General features: G+C 67.9%; 17 protein-coding genes and 1 pseudogene. 13 read left to right on the top strand and 5 right to left on the bottom strand.

Annotated features, from left to right (window positions below; translation table 11 throughout):
- Nucleotides 1–36 precede the first annotated feature (36 nt).
- On the bottom strand, nt 37–1,062 hold the full coding sequence (locus tag ABL838_RS19380) for an AraC family transcriptional regulator (protein WP_418121527.1): 1,026 nt from the start codon (nt 1,060–1,062) through the stop codon (nt 37–39).
- A gap of 110 nt (nt 1,063–1,172) precedes the next feature.
- Here ABL838_RS19380 and ABL838_RS19375 point away from each other — a divergent pair, with 110 nt between their 5' ends.
- From ABL838_RS19375 to ABL838_RS19350, 6 genes are read left to right on the top strand one after another with little or no spacing between them, the layout of a single operon-like run.
- Nucleotides 1,173–2,732: a long-chain-fatty-acid--CoA ligase gene (locus ABL838_RS19375; protein WP_418121526.1), complete on the top strand. Its 1,560-nt coding sequence runs from the start codon at nt 1,173–1,175 to the stop codon at nt 2,730–2,732.
- Between the two features lie 45 nt (nt 2,733–2,777).
- Complete coding sequence (locus ABL838_RS19370) at nt 2,778–3,962, top strand: lipid-transfer protein (protein ID WP_418121525.1); 1,185 nt, start codon at nt 2,778–2,780, stop codon at nt 3,960–3,962.
- 15 nt (nt 3,963–3,977) lie between these two features.
- Nucleotides 3,978–4,418, top strand: a complete 441-nt coding sequence (locus tag ABL838_RS19365; protein ID WP_184636781.1) for a MaoC family dehydratase N-terminal domain-containing protein — start codon at nt 3,978–3,980, stop codon at nt 4,416–4,418.
- Nucleotides 4,419–4,435: 17 nt separating this feature from the next.
- Nucleotides 4,436–4,855, top strand: coding sequence for a MaoC family dehydratase (locus tag ABL838_RS19360; protein ID WP_369661700.1), 420 nt, complete (start codon nt 4,436–4,438; stop codon nt 4,853–4,855).
- A 28-nt stretch (nt 4,856–4,883) separates the two neighbouring features.
- Complete coding sequence (locus ABL838_RS19355; RefSeq protein ID WP_019658647.1) at nt 4,884–5,714, top strand: SDR family NAD(P)-dependent oxidoreductase; 831 nt, start codon at nt 4,884–4,886, stop codon at nt 5,712–5,714.
- A gap of 2 nt (nt 5,715–5,716) precedes the next feature.
- A complete protein-coding gene (locus ABL838_RS19350; protein WP_418121524.1) occupies nt 5,717–6,505 on the top strand; it encodes an enoyl-CoA hydratase/isomerase family protein in 789 nt (262 codons plus the stop codon).
- A gap of 12 nt (nt 6,506–6,517) precedes the next feature.
- Here the strand turns inward: ABL838_RS19350 and ABL838_RS19345 are convergent, their stop codons facing one another.
- The 3 genes from ABL838_RS19345 to pip form a co-directional block, all read right to left on the bottom strand.
- Nucleotides 6,518–7,450 carry a DUF2167 domain-containing protein gene (locus tag ABL838_RS19345; protein ID WP_418121523.1) on the bottom strand — a complete coding sequence of 311 codons (933 nt, stop codon included), beginning with the start codon at nt 7,448–7,450 and terminating at the stop codon, nt 6,518–6,520.
- 88 nt (nt 7,451–7,538) lie between these two features.
- Entirely contained in the window at nt 7,539–7,961 is a 423-nt protein-coding gene (locus ABL838_RS19340) for a cupin domain-containing protein (protein WP_093201273.1), read from the bottom strand.
- Between the two features lie 79 nt (nt 7,962–8,040).
- Complete coding sequence (pip, locus tag ABL838_RS19335) at nt 8,041–8,994, bottom strand: prolyl aminopeptidase (RefSeq protein WP_418121522.1); 954 nt, start codon at nt 8,992–8,994, stop codon at nt 8,041–8,043.
- A gap of 102 nt (nt 8,995–9,096) precedes the next feature.
- On the opposite strand from pip, the gene ABL838_RS19330 reads away from it, so the two are divergent.
- The 7 genes from ABL838_RS19330 (at nt 9,097) to ABL838_RS19300 (ending at nt 16,361) form a co-directional block, all read left to right on the top strand.
- Entirely contained in the window at nt 9,097–9,555 is a 459-nt protein-coding gene (locus ABL838_RS19330; protein WP_418121521.1) for an ArsR/SmtB family transcription factor, read from the top strand.
- Complete coding sequence (locus ABL838_RS19325; protein ID WP_418121520.1) at nt 9,444–9,905, top strand: SRPBCC family protein; 462 nt, start codon at nt 9,444–9,446, stop codon at nt 9,903–9,905. The genes ABL838_RS19330 and ABL838_RS19325 overlap by 112 nt, the downstream gene beginning before the upstream one ends.
- 20 nt (nt 9,906–9,925) lie before the next feature.
- Nucleotides 9,926–11,500, top strand: a complete 1,575-nt coding sequence (locus ABL838_RS19320) for an MFS transporter (protein WP_418121519.1) — start codon at nt 9,926–9,928, stop codon at nt 11,498–11,500.
- Between the two features lie 49 nt (nt 11,501–11,549).
- The gene (locus ABL838_RS19315; RefSeq protein WP_126021843.1) at nt 11,550–11,735 is read left to right on the top strand and encodes a hypothetical protein; all 186 of its coding nucleotides are present in this window, start codon (nt 11,550–11,552) and stop codon (nt 11,733–11,735) included.
- A 32-nt stretch (nt 11,736–11,767) separates the two neighbouring features.
- Entirely contained in the window at nt 11,768–12,886 is a 1,119-nt protein-coding gene (gene aroC, locus ABL838_RS19310) for a chorismate synthase (protein ID WP_418116953.1), read from the top strand.
- A 17-nt stretch (nt 12,887–12,903) separates the two neighbouring features.
- The gene (locus ABL838_RS19305) at nt 12,904–14,085 is read left to right on the top strand and encodes an MFS transporter (protein ID WP_418121518.1); all 1,182 of its coding nucleotides are present in this window, start codon (nt 12,904–12,906) and stop codon (nt 14,083–14,085) included.
- A gap of 89 nt (nt 14,086–14,174) precedes the next feature.
- Complete coding sequence (locus ABL838_RS19300) at nt 14,175–16,361, top strand: LamG-like jellyroll fold domain-containing protein (protein WP_418116951.1); 2,187 nt, start codon at nt 14,175–14,177, stop codon at nt 16,359–16,361.
- A gap of 286 nt (nt 16,362–16,647) precedes the next feature.
- Here the strand turns inward: ABL838_RS19300 and ABL838_RS19295 are convergent.
- Nucleotides 16,648–16,818 (bottom strand): annotated as a pseudogene (locus tag ABL838_RS19295) (hypothetical protein); the annotation flags it as partial.
- Nucleotides 16,819–16,880 lie beyond the last annotated feature (62 nt).

Below are 16,880 nucleotides of genomic sequence, written 5' to 3'. Positions count from 1 at the left end.
GCGCGGATGGCTGTAATTCCGGAAAGTCCTGAAAACTCAGTCGGCCTGCTGGCGTCGCCTGTACGAGCCCGGCGCGCCGCCGGTCCATGCCTTGAAGGCCCGCTGGAAGGCCGCGCTGTCGGCAAAGCCCAGCTCGTCGGCCAGCGCCGCGAGGGGCACGGTGCTGGTGTTGAGCCGCACGATGGCGAGGTCGCGCCGCAACTGGTCCTTCAGCGCCTGGAATGATGTGCCCTCGGTGGCCAGATGCCGCTGCAGCGTGCTGACCGACATGTGCAGCACGCCCGCGGTGGTGGCGAGGTCGGCCCATGTCGGGCGATGCTGCTGCAGCACCGCGCGCACCTTTGCGCTCACTGCCTGCTCGGCCAGCCGGGGCAGGATCACGTTGGCCGGAGAGGCCGCCAGGAAGGCCTGGATCTCCTGCGCGTCGCGGTGCACCGGCGTGTCGAGCGCGGCGGCGTCGAACCATACGGCCGACAGGGGCTGGCCGAACTGCAGCGGGCCCGGGAACACCTTGGCGTAGCCGTCGGCATAGGGCGGCGGCTCGAAGCCGAAGTCGAAGCGGCGAGCCTGCAGCCGGCCGCCGTGCAGCCAGGCGAAGAGCCGCCAGTACACCCGCAGCATCAGCTCGTGCAAAAAGTTCTGGTGCTTGGGCGGCTGGATGTTCAGCCGCAGCCCGAAGCCCGCGAGGGGGCCGTCGTGCAGCAGCACCAGCGAGAGGTCGTCCTGCAGCAGGTCGAATGTGCGGGCCACGCGGCGCAGCGCCACCTCGAAGGTGCGCGCGCCCAGGGTGGAGCGCGTCATCAGCGCGAAGCTGCCGCAGCGCAGGCGCCGCGTGAGAAAACCCAGCGCCTCGTCGTCCAGGCGCTCCATCAGCAGCGCGAAGAGGGCCACGTACTGCTCGGCCGTGACGCGGGCTGCGGCCTCGTCGAGGAGTGCCGGGGCGATGCCCGCGTCTTCCAGCGCCTTTTCCACGTCCACCAGCGCCTCGCCGGGCCGCGCGCGGATGCCCGACAGCATGCCGAGGACGAAGGCGATCGGGATGGTGACGGGCGGCTGCAGCATGTCTGTGTCGATTGACCTTTTCTGCCATGCGATCGAAGCGAAGTGCAATCGCCGGGCGGCGGCTGGATTTCTACCATGCGTCTGCACAAGAACGAGACGGAGACAAACCCATGTACCTGACCCAGGGCCTTCACCGGGCCGTGCAGCAGCGCCCCGACGCCATTGCCGTGCGTTTCGCCGGCCGTGTCCGGACATTCCGCGACTTTGCCGAACGCGTCGCCCGCCTGGCCGGCGCGCTGCAGCGGCTGGGCATGCAGGCGGGAGACCGCGTCGCCATGCTGTCGCTCAACTCTGACCGCTACCTGGAATACCAGATGGCCGTGCCCTGGGGCGGCGGCGTGCTCAACCCCTGCAACATCCGCTGGTCGGCCGCCGAGATCCTGTACTCGCTGGAAGACTCGGGCTCGGGCATCCTGCTGGTCGACGAGACCTTCCGCGCGGTCGTCGAGCAGATGCGCGGCCAGTCGAAGAGCCTGCGCGAGGTCGTCTACTGCGGCGAGGGGCCCGTGCCCGCCGGCATGCACAGCTACGAGGGCCTGATCGACGCGGCGGCACCGGTGCCCGACGCCGTGCGCCGCGGCGAGGACCTGGCCGGCATCTTCTACACCGGCGGCACCACCGGCTTTCCCAAGGGCGTGATGCTGAGCCACACCAACATCTGCAGCTCGGCGCTCGCGGCGCAGGCGGAAGGGCTGGCACCGGCCGACGGCTGCTACCTGCATGCCGCGCCCATGTTCCACCTGGCCGACATGGGGCTGGCCACGCCGCACTGGTTCACGGGCAACACGCACGCCATCATTCCCATGTTCACGCCCGAGGGCGTGCTCGACACCATCGAGCGCGACCGCGTGACCAGCCTGCTGTTGGTGCCCACCATGATCCAGATGCTGGTGGACCACCCCGCCATGCGGCAGCCGCGCGACCTGAGCAGCCTGAAGAACATCACCTACGGCGCCTCGCCGATCTCCGAGGCCGTGCTCAACCGCGCGATGGAGGCGTTCCCGGGCGTGGGCTTCGTGCAGGCCTACGGCATGACGGAGCTGTCGCCCATCGCCACGCTCAACCCGGCGTACTTCCACACGGCCGAGGGCCGCAAGCGCGGCAAGCTGCGTGCGGCCGGCCGCGCCAGCGTGTGCATGGAAGTGCGCGTGGTCGATGCCGACGACAAGGAGGTGCCGCGCGGCACCGTCGGCGAGGTGGTGGTGCGCGGGCCCAATGTGATGCAGGGCTACTGGAACAAGCCCGAGCAGACCGCCGCCGCGCTGCGCGACGGCTGGATGCACACCGGCGACGGCGCCTACATGGACGACGACGGCTTCATCTTCGTGGTCGACCGCATGAAGGACATGATCATCAGCGGCGGCGAGAACGTCTACTCGGCCGAGGTCGAGAACGCCATCAACCAGCATCCCGCGGTGGCTGCCTGCGCCGTCATCGGCATTCCCAGCGAAGAGTGGGGCGAGGCGGTGCATGCCGTGCTGATGCTCAAGCCGGGGCAGGGCGTGCAGCCCGAGGAGCTGATCGCCCACTGCAAGACGCTGATCGCCGGCTACAAGTGCCCGCGCAGCGTGGCCGTCGTCGATGCGCTGCCGCTCTCGGGCGCAGGCAAGGTGCTCAAGACCAAGCTGCGCGAGCCGTTCTGGCAGGGCCGGCAGCGCAGCGTGGCCTGAGCCCGCTCTACCTTTCTTTTCGAACTTCCAGACAAGGAGCCTTTCATGAGTCAAGACGTTCACGTGGTCGGAGTCGGCATGATCCCGTTCACCAAGCCGGGCGCGAACCAGCCCTATCCCCAGATGGCCGCACAGGCCACGAACACCGCTCTGAAGGACGCCGGCATCGGCTACGAATTGGTGCAGCAAGCCTACGTGGGCTACGTGTACGGCGACTCCACCGCCGGCCAGCGCGCTCTCTACGAAGTGGGCATGACGGGCATTCCGGTCGTCAACGTCAACAACAACTGCTCGACCGGCTCGACGGCTTTGTTCCTCGCGCGCCAGGCGGTGGCCAGCGGCGCGGCCGACTGCGTGCTGGCGTTGGGCTTCGAGCACATGAGTCCCGGCGCGCTCGGCGCGGTGTTCAACGACCGGCCCAGCCCCTTCGACCACTTCGAGAACATCACCGACGAGCTGGTCGGCAACGAGCAGGTGCCGCTCGCGCTGCGCTACTTCGGCGGCGCGGGTCTCGCGCACATGCAGCAGTACGGCACGCAGATGTCGACCTTCGCGAAGATCCGCGCCAAGGCCAGCCGCCACGCGGCGAACAACCCAGTGGCGCTGTTCCGCACCGTCGTCACCGAAGACGAGGTGATGGCCGCACCCGTCATGTGGTCCGGCGTGATGACGCGCCTGATGGCCTGCCCGCCCACCTGCGGTGCGGCGGCGGCCATCGTCTGTTCTCCCCGTTTCGCCGAACGCCACGGGCTGGACCGCAGCGTGCGCATCAAGGCACAGGCCATGACCACCGACCGCCCCATCACCTTCGAGAGCCGCGACATGCGCGAGGTGGTCGGCTTCAGCATGGCGCAGGAGGCCGCGCAGAAGGTGTACGACGCGGCAGGCGTCGGGCCGCAGGACGTCGACGTGGTCGAACTGCACGACTGCTTCGCGCACAACGAGCTGCTGAGCTACGAGGCGCTGGGCCTGTGCCCGGTGGGCGGCGCGGAGAAGTTCGTGGTGGACGGCGACAACACCTATGGCGGCAAGGTCGTCACCAACCCGTCGGGCGGGCTGCTGTCGAAGGGACACCCGCTGGGCGCGACGGGGCTGGCGCAGTGCACCGAGCTGGTCCAGCAGCTTCGCGGCACGGCAGAAAAGCGGCAGGTGGAGGGCGCGCGGCTCGCGCTGCAGCACAACCTCGGGCTGGGCGGCGCCTGCGTGGTCACGCTCTACGAGCGCGTCTGAGAGAAGGGCTGCCAGATGATCGATAGGAAGTGGATCGGCCACGAACTGCCAGCATCGGTGCTGCCCATCGAGCGAAGCCGGCTGCAGTTCTTCGCCAAAGCCATCGGCGAGACCGACCCCGTCTACACCGATGCCGCCGCCGCGCGCGACGCCGGCTACCCCGACCTGCCCGCGCCGCCGACCTTCCTGTTCGCGGCCGAGCTGGACTCGGGCGCCTCCGACCGGCTGCTGGCCGGCCTGGGCATTCCGCTGTCGAAGCTGCTGCACGGCGAGCAGGGCTTCAGCTACCACCGGCCGGCCTGCGTGGGCGACACTGTGACGGTGCGTTCCACCATCACCGACATCTACGACAAGAAGAACGGCGCGCTCGAATTCGTCGTCAAGACATCGCGCGCCACCAATCAGCGCGACGAGCTGGTGGCCGAGCTGCGCTCGGTGATCGTCTGCCGCCATTGACGAAGGAGCCCGCACCGATGACCGAACCGACCTACGACGCCGTGAACGTCGGCGACGAGCTGCCCGCGCTGCAGCTGCCGCCCGTGAACCGCACCACGCTCGCACTGTTCGCGGGCGCGTCCGGCGACCACAACCCCATCCACATCGACACCGACTTCGCGCGCAAGTCCGGCATGCCCGACGTGTTCGCGCAGGGCATGCTGGGCATGGCCTGGCTGGGCAGGCTGCTCACGCAGTGGGCGCCGCAGTCGCAGCTGCGCCGCTTCGACGTGCGCTTCCAGGGCATCACCCACCTGGGGCACGCGGTGCGCTGCGGCGGCCGTGTGGTCGAGAAGCTGGAGCACGAAGGCGAGCGATGCGTGCGCGTGGAAGTGCACAGCGCCAATCAATACGGGCAGACGCGCATCGCCGGCGAGGCGCTCATTGCGCTGCGCTGAATCAACACGACAAGGAAAGAACGCAGACATGACACCCAAGCTCGACGGCAAGGTCGCCCTCATCACCGGTTCGGGCCGCGGCATCGGCCGGGCCATCGCGCTCAAGCTCGCGTCGGAAGGCGCGCGCATCGTCGTCAACGATCTCGACGCACAGCCGGCGGAAGAAACAGTGCAGGAAATACGTGCGGCCGGCGGCCAGGCGGTGGCATGCACCGGCAGCGTGGCCGCGCCCGATTTCGCGGAGCGCTTCGTCGGCACGGCGGTGAGCGAGTTCAAGGGGCTCGACATCATCGTCAACAACGCCGGCTACACATGGGACAGCGTGGTGCAGAAGATGACCGACGAGCAGTGGTACGCCATGATCGACGTGCACCTGACCGCGCCGTTCCGCATCCTGCGCGCGGCGCAGCCGGTGATCCGCGCGCTGTCGAAGGCCGAGACCGAGGCGGGCCGGCGCGTGGTGCGCAAGGTGGTCAACATCTCGTCGGTGGCGGGGCTGTTCGGCAATGCGGGGCAGGCGAACTACGCGGCGGGCAAGGCGGGCATCGTCGGCCTCACGCAGACGCTGGCCAAGGAGTGGGGCCGCATGAACGTGACGGTCAATTGCGTAGCCTTCGGCTTCATCCAGACGCGGCTGACGGCCAGCACCGCCGAGGCGTCCACCGCGAACATCGAGGGCCGAGAGATCAAGGTCGGCATCAACCCGGGGCTGCTGGCGATGATGGAGCAGTCGATTCCGCTGGGACGCGGCGGCACGCCCGAGGAGGCGGCCGGCGCCGTGTACCTCCTGTGCGCGCCCGAGTCGGACTACGTGAGCGGCCAGACGCTGATGTGCAGCGGCGGCCTGACGGGCATCTGAGCATGCAGACCGCCGAAGGCATCGCCTGGGGTGTGGAGGAGGGCATCGGCCGCATCGTGCTGAAGCGGCCGGAGCGCGCCAACGCGATAGGGGTTCGCAGCGGCCACGCGCTGGTGCGGGCCATCGACGAAGTGCTGGCGGGCAAGCCGCGCGTCATCCTGCTGACCGGAGAAGGCCGCGTGTTCTGCGCCGGTGGAGACATCGACGAGTTCGTGGCGGCGGGCGAAGCGCTGCCGTCGCTGGTCGACGAGATCCTGGACCGGTTGCACCCGGCGCTGCTGCGACTGTCGAACAACCCCGCGCCGCTGGTCGTCGCGGTGAACGGATCCGTCGGCGGCGCGGGCGTGGGGCTGGCGCTGTGCGGCGACTTCGTGCTCGCCGCGGAATCGATGAAGCTGCGTACGGGCTATGCGGCCATCGGGCTTTCGCCGGATGCGGGCGCGTCGTACTTCCTTGCGCGCCGTGTGGGGCCGGTGCGTGCACAGCAGCTGCTGATGCTCAGCGACTCCATCGACAGCCAGCGCTGCCTTGCGTGGGGCGCGGTCGATGCGCTGCATCCGGACGACGAACTCGCGGCCGCCGCCGAAGCGTTGGTGGCCCGGCTCACGCATGGTGCGAGCGCATCTTTCGCCGGCATCAAGCAGCTCTGCGCCGGCGCGCCCGGCCGGCCCTTCGAGCAGCACCTTGCGCTGGAGCACAGGCTGCTGCGCGAGCGTGCAGCCAGCGCCGATGCGCGCGAGGGCGTGGCCGCCTTCGTGGAGAAGCGAGCGCCCAGGTTCAAGGGAAGCTGAACGCCACGGCCGTCAGCCGTTGCGCTTGAACAGCTTCGCGATGCCCCAGAGCGCCGCGCCGCCGGCCACCACCGCCAGCTTCGCGAACTTGGCGAGGAAGGCCGCGATGATCGCGAACAGGCCCAGCTTCTTCACCGCCGCGCCGGCCACCAGCGCGGCCAGGCCGTAGGCGGCGACCTTGTCCGTGGACGAGTTGAAGTCGGCGTACTTCTTGCCGTCGTCGTACTGGATCGCGCCGAGGAGCTTGCTCGCGTCGGGCTTGTACTTGTCCAGGTCCTTCGCGTTGGTGATGAGGTTCAGGCTCAGGTAGCCCTCGCGGCCCAGCGCGTAGGTGTTGTAGTTGACGCCCTGGTTGCCGTCGGTGCCGCCCTTGCGCTTCGACAGGGCCGACCACACGAGGCGGTGCGAGGCGGCGTCGTACTGCGGTTTCTGTGCCCAGCCGGTCACCTCGATCGAAGGAATGCCGCGCTTGGCGCGTTCCTCGTTCGCGGCCTCGGTGCCTTCCTTCAGGCTCTTGAGCAGGTCGTCGGCGTTCCAGTCCTTGGCGTCGTCGTCCTTGATGTAGCCCTCCTTCACGAACTTCACCACCGCCATCCAGTCGGCGTCGTCGGCGGGGAAGATCGCGCCGACGAAGGTGTCGTCGGTGCGGTTGCCCATGCTGCGCATGAGCTGCGCGGCGGCGGGCGTCGGCACCCACACGTAGCCGGCGGGCAGGTGGAGGTGGGCCTGGTCGCGCAGTGTGATGTCGACGGGGCCGACCTTCTGCACGGCCTTGGCGGCCTTGAACGCGGCGTCCTGTTCGGCTTCCAGCGAACTGGCCGTCGATGCCTGAGTCGATGGAGCGGACGGGGTGGTGGTCGGCGATGCGGCTTGGCTGGTCTGCGCCACGAAAGCGGCGCACGCGAGCAGCACGCCGGCCGTCAGGCGGGTGGTTTGAATACGCAAGTTCTCTCTCCTCGGTTGTTATCAGTCTGGTGAGCCGAGGGAGTTTAGGGGCTGTGCGGAAAGTGGCGGGTCGTGGAGCGCGAAGCTGCTACTTCCAGGGCGTGGGCGCCGGCACCTCGCACACCGGCTCCACATCGACGCTCTTGAAGTCTGCCGGCGAGACGATTTCCAGGTACTCCATGTCGGGCGAGTAGTCGAACAGGAAGTGGCGGATGCCCGGGCGCTGGTGCACCACGTCGCCGGCCTCGACCAGCGTTTCCTTGTCCTCGTACATGAAGCGGGCCCAGCCCTTGACCATGATCACGATCTGGAAGTCCGCCTCATGGCGGTGCCAGCCGGTGCCCGTTTCCGGTGCCATGTTGGCCTTGACCAGATGCGCGATCACCTTGCCGTTGGTGGCCTCCGCCACGCCCAGGTCGCGATAGAGAAAGAAGTCACGCAAACCACCCGATACGAATTCGGTGTCGCCGGGCTTCACATGGGAGAACTGGGTGGCGGTACGGTCCAGCATGGGGCGCTCCTTCGCAGGTGGTGGGTGTTGCGGTGCAACACGCATAAAGCGTTCCCGGGACGGACCCGCCGCGCGCGATTCAGCGGCTTGCGAAGCCGTCGGTTGCGCGAAGCAATCGGTCGAGGATGCCGGGCTCCGAATAGGCGTGCCCCGCGCCCTCGATCAGGTGGAACTCCGCCTCCGGCCAGGCCTTGTGCAGCGCCCAGGCATAGCGAGCGGGGCAGGGCATGTCGTACCGGCCGTGCACGATCACGCCGGGGATGCCGTGCAGCCGGTGCGCCTCGCGCAGCAGTTGGCCTTGTTCCAGCCAGGCGTCGTGCACGAAGTAGTGGTTTTCCAGCCGTGCGAAGGCGAGCGCGAAATGATCTTCGCCATGTGCCGCGGCAATCGCCGGGCTGGGCAGCAGGGTGATGGTCTCGGCCTCCCACACGCTCCAGGCGCGCGCCGCCTCGATCCGCGCCACCGGGTCGTCGCCGGTGAGCCGCTTGCGGTAGGCGCCGATCATGTCGCCGCGCTCGGCTTCGGGAATGGGCGCCTGGAACTTCTCCCACTTGTCGGGAAACATTTCCGACACGCCGAACTGGTAGTACCACTGGAGCTCCGAGCGGGTCACGGTGTAGATGCCGCGCAGCACCAGTTCGCTCACGTGCTCGGGGTGCTTCTGGGCGTAGGCGAGGGCGAGCGTCGAACCCCATGAGCCGCCGAACACCAGCCACTTGTCGACGCCGGCGCGTTCGCGCAGGCGCTCGATGTCGGCGACAAGGTGCCAGGTCGTGTTGGCCTCCAGGCCGGCGTGCGGCAGCGAGCGGCCGCAGCCGCGCTGATCGAACAGCGTCAGGTCGTAGCGTGCCGGATCGAACAGGCGCCGGTGCTCCGGCGAGACGCCGCCGCCGGGACCGCCATGCAGGAACACCGCCGGCTTGGCCCCGGGAGTGCCGCAGCGCTCGTAATAGATCTGGTGGCCGTCGCCCACGTCGAGCATGCCGCTTTCGTAGGGCGCGATGGGGGGATAGGGCTGGCGCAGTTCGGTCATTGGGGCTTCCTCTGTCGGTGCTGGATGGGCTTGATCGCTGCGCATCGTCGCATGACATGAAGTGGCTTGACGGCACCGGGGGCCTTCCAGATACTCAACCGCATGGTTCAGTCAGCAACCCGACCCGACAGCGATGCGCTCGACGCAGTCTTCGCCGCGCTCTCCGATTCCACGCGGCGCGCCGTGCTCGAAGCCCTTGGCGAACGCAGCCTCAGCGTGACCGAACTGGCCGAGCCGCACGACATGTCCCTCACCGGTTTCATGAAGCACCTGCGCGTGCTGGAAGACGCCGGCCTGATCTCCCGCACGAAGGAGGGCCGCATCGTGCGCTGCGAACTCTCGCCCCGGCCCATGCAGGAAGCCGCCGTGTGGTTGTCTCGCTACGAGAAGTTCTGGGCCGGGCGTCTCGATGCACTGGCGCGCTTTCTCTATCACCAGGAGGAGACCGAATGGAGAACCGTTCCGCAGGCGGCGCAGAGCGCCCCTCGCTCACCCTCAGGCGGCACTACCGGGTCTCGCCCGACAAGGTCTGGCGCGCGTGGACCGACCCGCAAGCGCTGAAGCTCTGGTTCGGCCCAGAGGAAATCGTCTCGGTGCCGATCGCCGAGGTCGACCTGCGCGTGGGCGGCCGCTTCCGGGTCGCCATGCTCGCCAATGACGGCGAAACGCACGACGTGAGCGGCACGTATCTCGAGGTTGTTCCGAACCGCAAGCTGGTCTTCAACTGGGCCTGGCGCAGCACGCCGGAGCGAGAGTCGCGCGTCACGCTGCGCATCGAGCCCGATGCCGAGGGCTGCGAGCTGGTGCTGCTGCACGAACAGTTCTTCGACGAAGCCGCGCGCGACGCCCACAACCATGGCTGGACCGGTGCGCTCGTCAAGCTGGAGGCTTGGCTGAACCTCGCCGCCTGAGACCTTTCGCCACGTAACGAATGAAGAACACCCCGCCGCCGGCCCGCGCCACGATGCGCGAGTGGACCGGCCTCGCCGTCATAGCGCTGCCCTGCATGCTCTATTCGATGGACCTCACGGTGCTGAACCTCGCGATCCCGTCGATCAGCGAAGAACTCAAGCCCACGGCCTCGCAGCTGCTGTGGATCGTCGACATCTACGGCTTCTTCGTGGCCGGGCTGCTGGTCACCATGGGCACGCTGGGCGACCGCATCGGCCGGCGGCGCCTGCTGCTGATCGGCGCGGCGGCGTTCGGCGTCGCCTCGGTGCTCGCGGCCTTCTCGACCAGCGCCAGCATGCTCATCGCCACGCGGGCGCTGCTCGGCGTGGCGGGCGCGACGCTGGCGCCGTCCACGCTCTCGCTGATCCGCAACATGTTCCTCGATCCGGGGCAGCGCACCATCGCCATCGGCGTGTGGATCTCGAGCTACTCGGCCGGCGCCGTCATCGGCCCGGTGCTCGGCGGCGTGCTGCTGCAGTTCTTCCCGTGGGGCTCGGTGTTCCTGATCGGCGTGCCGGTGATGGTGCTGCTGCTGGTGCTCGGGCCCTTGCTGCTGCCCGAATACCGCGACCCCGACGCGGCCCGGCTCGACCTTGCCAGCGTGGCGCTCTCGCTGGGCGCGGTGCTGCCGGTGATCTACGGCGTCAAGCAGATCGCCGAGCATGGGCCGGACGTGGTGCCCGCGCTGTCTATCGCGCTGGGCCTGGCCCTGGGATGGGTGTTCGTGCGCCGGCAGCAGCGGCTGGCCGACCCGATGATCGACCTGGGCCTGTTCCGCCTGCCGGCCTTCACCGTCTCGCTCGGCGCCTACATGCTGGCCTGCTTCGTGATGTTCGGCATCTTCCTCTACAACGCCCAGTACCTGCAGCTGGTGCTTGGTCTTTCGCCCCTGCATGCCGGCCTCTGGAGCATGCCGGGGGCGGGCGCTTTCATCGTCGGCTCCATGGTCGTTCCGGCGCTGGTGCGGCGCATGCGGCCGGCCTTCGTGATGGGCGGCGGGCTGGCAGTGGCGGCGCTGGGCTTCGGCATGCTGGCCGTGCTGCCCGCGCAGGACGGGCTGGCCTGGATGGTGTGTAGCGCGGTCGTCTCCTCGCTCGGGCTGGCGCCGGTCTTCACGCTGGCAACCGACCTGGTGGTGGGCAGCGCGCCTCCGGAGCGCGCGGGCGTGGCCTCTGCGATCTCCGAGACCAGCTCCGAATTCGGCGGGGCGCTGGGGATCGCGATCCTGGGAGCCATCGGCGCCGCGATCTACCGCGGCACCATGGCCGATGCCGTGCCCGCGGGTCTGGCGGGCGTTTCGGAGGTCGAGGCCGCCCGCAGCACGCTGGGCGGCGCCGTTGCGCTGGCCGGGCAGATCGGCGGCAGTGCGGGCGCGGAACTGCTCGATGCGGGCCGCGATGCCCTGATGCGCGGCATGCGGCTCACGGCCGGCGTCTGTGCGGCGGTGCTGCTGTTCGTCGCCGGACTGGTGGCGATCCGGCTGCGCGGGGCGGGTGGCGCCGGGCAGGCGCTCCCCGTGGATTCCCCGAGTGCCGCCGCATTGCCGGAGCGCTGATGAAACCCCATACTGGGGCTTCCACGACGCGACCACCGGAGCCCCTTCCATGAGCAACGAACTGCGCAAGAAGCTGCACGACCTGGCCGAACTGGGCGACAAGGCCCCCGACCCCCAGACCAAGGCCCTCATCGAGGCGATCAGGCTCCAGACGGCGGTGCTGAACGAGCGGCTCTTCGCCATCGAGCTGCAGGTGGCGGCCCTGTCCAAACGGCTCGAAAGCACGACCGACTGAGAGGGAAGCGCTTTGGCGGGATAATCCCCGCCATGAGCGGCAACACCTTCGGAACTCTTTTCGCGGTCACCAATTTCGGCGAGTCGCATGGCCCGGCCATCGGCTGCGTCATCGACGGATGCCCCCCGGGCATGGAACTCAGCGAAGCTGACATCCAGGGCGACCTGGACCGCCGCCGCCCCGGCACCAGCCGCCACGTCACCCAGCGCAACGAGCCCGACGCCGTGCAGATTCTGTCGGGCGTGTACGAAGGCAAGACCACCGGCACCCCCATCGCGCTGCTGATCCAGAACACCGACCAGCGCAGCAAGGACTACGGCCAGATCGCCCAGCAGTTCCGCCCGGGCCACGCCGACTTCACCTACTGGAAGAAGTACGGCATCCGCGATCCTCGCGGCGGCGGGCGTTCCTCGGCACGGCTGACCGCGCCTATGGTCGCGGCCGGCGCGGTCGCCAAGAAATGGCTGGCCGAGAAGTACGGCATGGTGTTCCGCGGCTGCATGACGCAGATCGGCGAGATCGCCATTCCCTTCGAGAGCTGGGACCACGTACCCAACAACCCCTTCTTCGCCCCCATCGCCGACGTGAGCGCGCTGGAGGACTACATGGACCGCCTGCGCAAGGCCGGCGATTCGTGCGGCGCGCGCATCCGCGTGACCGCCTCGAACGTCCCGGTGGGCCTGGGCGAGCCGCTCTTCGACAAGCTCGACGCCGAGATCGCCTACGCGATGATGGGCATCAACGCGGTGAAGGCGGTGGAAATCGGCGCCGGCTTCGACAGCGTCACCCAGCGCGGCACCACGCACGGCGACTCGATCACGCCCACGGGCTTCGTCACCAACAACGCGGGTGGCATCCTCGGCGGCATCAGCTCGGGGCAGGACCTGGACGTGAGCATCGCGATCAAGCCCACCAGCTCGATCATCAGCCCGCGCCAGTCGATCGACATCCACAACAACCCCGTCGAGGTCGTCACCAAGGGCCGTCACGACCCGTGCGTGGGCATCCGCGCCACGCCCATCGCCGAGGCGATGCTGGCGCTGGTGGTGATCGAGCACGTGCTGCGCAACCGCGCGCAGTGCGGTGATGTGCCACAGGGGCCCCAGGGCAGCAAGACAGAAGCCGCGTCGCCGCAGGCGTCCTTCCTCTAGTGTCGGAACCGCCACCAGTGGCCGCCGCCAGGCGCGGCCACCTGCTGGCATTCGCTGGTCTGTCGGCCAGCTATTTCGCGCACATCGGTTTCTTCAATCCCTACCTGCCGCTCTGGCTTAAGGACCTGGGGCTGCCGATCTTCACCATCAGCCTGCTGGCTTCGGTACAGTCGATCACGCGCGTGTTCGCGCCCTATGCATGGGGCGCGCTCAGCGACCACACCGGGCAGCGGGTGAAGCTGCTGCGCTTCAGTGCGGCGGTGGCGCTGGCCAGCTCCTTCGGTCTCTGGTGGCACGGCGGCGCATGGTGGCTCGCGCTGGTGCTGCTCGTGATGTTCACCCACACCAGTTCGATGATGTCGCTCACCGAGGCCGCGATGGCGCAACTGGTGGCCGGTGACTGGGGGCGCTACGGCCGCATCCGGCTGTGCGGCTCGGCCGGTTTCCTGCTCACGGTGTTCGTGGCGGGGGAGTGGTTCGACCGCTTCGGCATGAAGCACTTTCCGGCATGGGCGGCGGGCACCTTGGCCATCGTGCTGATCGCGACGATGAAGCTGCCCGACGTGCGCGAGCCTCCGGCCGCGCACGGCACGGTGAAGGAGCCCATCGGACCTGTGCTGCGCAACCGCTCGGTGCAGTGGTTCTTCGCGTCGCTCTTCTTCCAGGTGATGTCGCACTTCTCGGTGTACGCGTTCTTCTCGCTGTACCTCGATTCGATCGGCTACGGAAAGAGCACCATCGGCCTGCTGTGGGCGCTGTCGGTGGTGGCGGAGATCGTGTGGTTCTTCCTGCAGGGCAGGCTCATCGGCCTGATGCCGATGCCGCGCTGGATGCTGGTGTGCGGCATCGCGGCCGTCGCGCGGCTCGGGTTGACTGCGGGCCTGGGCGGTTGGATCGCGGCGCTCGTCGTGGCGCAGTGGCTTCACGCGCTGAGCTTCGCGGCGCACCACACGACCTGCATCGCGGTGGTCTCGCGCCGATTCCCCGGCCATCTGCGCGGGCGAGGGCAGGCGCTGTTCACGGTTATCGGCTATGGCTTCGGTGGCGTGCTGGGTGTTCTGCTCGGGGGTGCTGTCGCGCAGGCGTTTGGATATCGCGCGATGTTTACAGCTGCGGCCTTGCTGGCGGTGCTTGGCAGTGTGTGTGCGTGGCGGGTGATGAAGTTGGATCGGATGGAGCGCGCGGTCAGGACCTCCTGATCTCCCGACAAAGTGTCATGGGCCTTACATGCCCACGTCACCGCGGATTTTTACGCTGCGCGCTCCGTAATCTTTTCTCCTGATTTCTCATGTCCGTTTCAGACGACTCGCGCGGCGCACGCACGCCGCGTCTCCTTGCTCCTGCCGCATCGAACGCCTCCGAACAGAACAACGACAACAACACGCCGCCGCGCCGCCAGGTGCTGAAGCTCGGGGCTTCGCTTCTGACGGTCGGCAGCAGCGGCGCCTTGCTCGCGGCATGCGGCGGCGGTGGAGGCGACGGGCCGGCTCTCGGTCCATTCCCGGCTTCGACGCCTGCACCGGCGCCCGCGCCGGCGGCAACGCCCGCTCCGCCCGCGGCAGCCGCCAAGATCTCGAGCTTCTCGATCGCTGTGATGCCCGACACGCAGTTCTATGCGCGCTATGCCACGGCGGCCGAAAGCGACCAGTACAACAAGCGCTTCGGCAGCGCTCCTTTCGCAGCGCAGACGAAGTGGATCGCCGACAACGCCAAGGGACTGAACATACCTTTCACCATCCACCTCGGCGACGTGGTCGACCAGGTCGGCAAGCCCGACCAGTGGAAGGTGGCCGATGCCGCCATGAAGATCCTTGAAGATGCGAAGCTGCCCTACAGCGTGCTGGCCGGCAACCACGACGTGCTGAGGGACGTCGACTACAGCGTCGATTCAGTCGGCGGCACCGACAAGGACCGTACCCCTGCCAACGAACCCTACATCCAGTGGTTCGGCACCGAGCGCGCGAAGAAGCAGGCCACCTTCGGCGAGCGCGACACCAGCGGCTTCCACGAGTACCACGTGTTCGAAGCCCAGGGCCAGAAGTTCATGGTGCTGTCGCTGTCGTGGCGCATTTCCGATGCCGGCATTGCATGGGCCCGCCAGGTGATCAGGAAGAACCCGACGCTGCCGGTGATCCTGGTGAACCACCAGTTGCTCAACATCGCGCCCGATGGCACGAGCCCGCTCGAAACCGACTACGGCAAGATGCTGTGGGAGAAGCTGATCCGCGACAACGACCAGATCTTCATGACGCTCAACGGCCACCACCATGGCGCCGCGCACCTCACGAAGATCAACGACTTCGGCCGCAAGGTCGAGGAGATGGTGGTCGACTACCAGATGGCCTACCAGGGCGGCAACGGCCTCATGCGCCTGTACGAGTTCGACCTGACCAACAAGAAGATCAAGGTGCTGTCGTTCTCGCCGTGGGTTCCGCAGAAGCCGGCGGCCACGCTCAACAGCTTCGACCAGGCGGTGCTCACCACTGCCAACGAGGCCTTCACCATCGACATGGATTTCGCCCAGCGCTTCTCAGGCTTCAACAAGAGCTTCGGTGCCGGCAGCGCCACCATCGAAGGCTCGCTGGTGGACAAGGCCCGCGCGATGATCCTTGCGAACTACAAGGAACCGGCGACGCTCGTGCAGCGGCCGGCCACGAATTCGGACGACTACCCCAAGGTCGCGAACACGCTGGCGCACTGGCGCTTCTTCGGCGGCACGGCCAACCAGCCAGTGCTGCCGGGCACGGTCATCGCCGACGTCGCGGGCAGCAATCCGCTGCACCGCGATGCGCTGAATCAGGGGGGCGTCGTCGGTGCGACAGATGGCGACATCGTGTGGACGGACGACCGTCACTACCTCTCGGCCGCGCCGGGGTCGGTACGTTTCCTGAATACCAACAAGAACACGCCGCGCCTGAGCTATTTCCTTACCGATGCTGCGGCGCCGATCAACGCGCAGACGCTGGAGAACGGCTACACCATCGAAGCATTCATCAAGATCGACAAGAGCTGGACCAGCGCCAATCAGGCGTGGATGAACATCATGACGCGCGACGGCAAGCGCGGCGACCTGGCCGGCTATTCGGGCGGAGACCCCGAATCGCCTCCGATGCTGTTCGCCATATCGAGCTTGCGCGAAGTGCAATGGGAAGTAACTCCGAGCCCTGCCGGTACCCGGTCGCCCAAGGCCAACTGGTCGGGCGAGGTCATCGCCGACCGCTGGGTGCACATCGCGATCGTGAACGATCCCGTGTCGCACGACACCACCATGTACGTGGAAGGAGCCCCGGTGCTGCGCAATGCGTCCGCCATTCCGGGCCTTGCCACGCTTTCGGCCACCTCGCCATGGGTCGTGGGCGGCGGCTCGTGGGACGGCGCGCGCGCCGATGGCTTCTTCGGCAACATCGGCGAAGTCCGCGTCGTGGCAGCAGCACTGACCCCTGCCCAGTGGCTCACGGCACGCAAGCCGGCCTGAGCAGAGGCTCCGGCCTTCCCGCGATCAGTGAGTGATGCGGGGAGGCCGCTTTCTCCTATTTCTTCCTGCCGGTCTGCCTTCACGGCACCCTTGCCGTTCTCCTTCTCGAACATCGCAAAGTACTCCGAAGCCCGCTTCCGCAGCGATCGCCCGGTGTTCGCGTAGTCGTATTCGTCGAGATTCGCCAGCGACACCCGCCCGGCAGCAGCACGATGCCGGTTTTTCCTCGGCGATGCGGCTGACCGAATCGGGGTCCACTTCCGGCGGCGGCCGAGCTCGCGGTACAGCGCCTCCTTGCGGCGCCGGCGACGAGGGCGGCAATCAATGTGCCGCAGATGCCGCCGAGCTGAATGGGGCCGAAGCGGATCTGGCCCACTGCATAGCCAATGGCGAGCACGAGGAATAGCGCAATTTCGGACTGGTTTCGAGTATTTCGACCAGACCGCCAATCACAAATCAGATTCCTTGCCCGGAATGTGCTTGCAGGCGGGGCGCGGCCTCAATTGGCCGGTGGCTGGT

It is taken from the genome of Variovorax sp. 160MFSha2.1 (assembly GCF_048305075.1).
Taxonomy (GTDB): Bacteria; Pseudomonadota; Gammaproteobacteria; order Burkholderiales; family Burkholderiaceae_C; genus Variovorax; species Variovorax guangxiensis.
Note: the sequence above shows the minus strand (reverse complement) of the source record. Positions and strands in the feature narration are given on the sequence as shown.

What these genes read in the sequence shown, in the direction of transcription:
- ABL838_RS19355 (WP_019658647.1), top strand. Translation starts at nt 4,884, where the DNA reads ATGACACCCAAGCTCGACGGCAAGGTCGCCCTCATCACCGGTTCGGGC.
- ABL838_RS19370 (WP_418121525.1), top strand. Translation starts at nt 2,778, where the DNA reads ATGAGTCAAGACGTTCACGTGGTCGGAGTCGGCATGATCCCGTTCACC.
- ABL838_RS19330 (WP_418121521.1), top strand. Translation starts at nt 9,097, where the DNA reads ATGGTTCAGTCAGCAACCCGACCCGACAGCGATGCGCTCGACGCAGTC.
- ABL838_RS19315 (WP_126021843.1), top strand. Translation starts at nt 11,550, where the DNA reads ATGAGCAACGAACTGCGCAAGAAGCTGCACGACCTGGCCGAACTGGGC.
- ABL838_RS19350 (WP_418121524.1), top strand. Translation starts at nt 5,717, where the DNA reads ATGCAGACCGCCGAAGGCATCGCCTGGGGTGTGGAGGAGGGCATCGGC.
- ABL838_RS19325 (WP_418121520.1), top strand. Translation starts at nt 9,444, where the DNA reads ATGGAGAACCGTTCCGCAGGCGGCGCAGAGCGCCCCTCGCTCACCCTC.
- ABL838_RS19375 (WP_418121526.1), top strand. Translation starts at nt 1,173, where the DNA reads ATGTACCTGACCCAGGGCCTTCACCGGGCCGTGCAGCAGCGCCCCGAC.
- ABL838_RS19360 (WP_369661700.1), top strand. Translation starts at nt 4,436, where the DNA reads ATGACCGAACCGACCTACGACGCCGTGAACGTCGGCGACGAGCTGCCC.
- ABL838_RS19320 (WP_418121519.1), top strand. Translation starts at nt 9,926, where the DNA reads ATGAAGAACACCCCGCCGCCGGCCCGCGCCACGATGCGCGAGTGGACC.
- ABL838_RS19300 (WP_418116951.1), top strand. Translation starts at nt 14,175, where the DNA reads ATGTCCGTTTCAGACGACTCGCGCGGCGCACGCACGCCGCGTCTCCTT.
- ABL838_RS19380 (WP_418121527.1), bottom strand. Translation starts at nt 1,062, where the DNA reads ATGCTGCAGCCGCCCGTCACCATCCCGATCGCCTTCGTCCTCGGCATG.
- pip (WP_418121522.1), bottom strand. Translation starts at nt 8,994, where the DNA reads ATGACCGAACTGCGCCAGCCCTATCCCCCCATCGCGCCCTACGAAAGC.
- aroC (WP_418116953.1), top strand. Translation starts at nt 11,768, where the DNA reads ATGAGCGGCAACACCTTCGGAACTCTTTTCGCGGTCACCAATTTCGGC.
- ABL838_RS19340 (WP_093201273.1), bottom strand. Translation starts at nt 7,961, where the DNA reads ATGCTGGACCGTACCGCCACCCAGTTCTCCCATGTGAAGCCCGGCGAC.
- ABL838_RS19365 (WP_184636781.1), top strand. Translation starts at nt 3,978, where the DNA reads ATGATCGATAGGAAGTGGATCGGCCACGAACTGCCAGCATCGGTGCTG.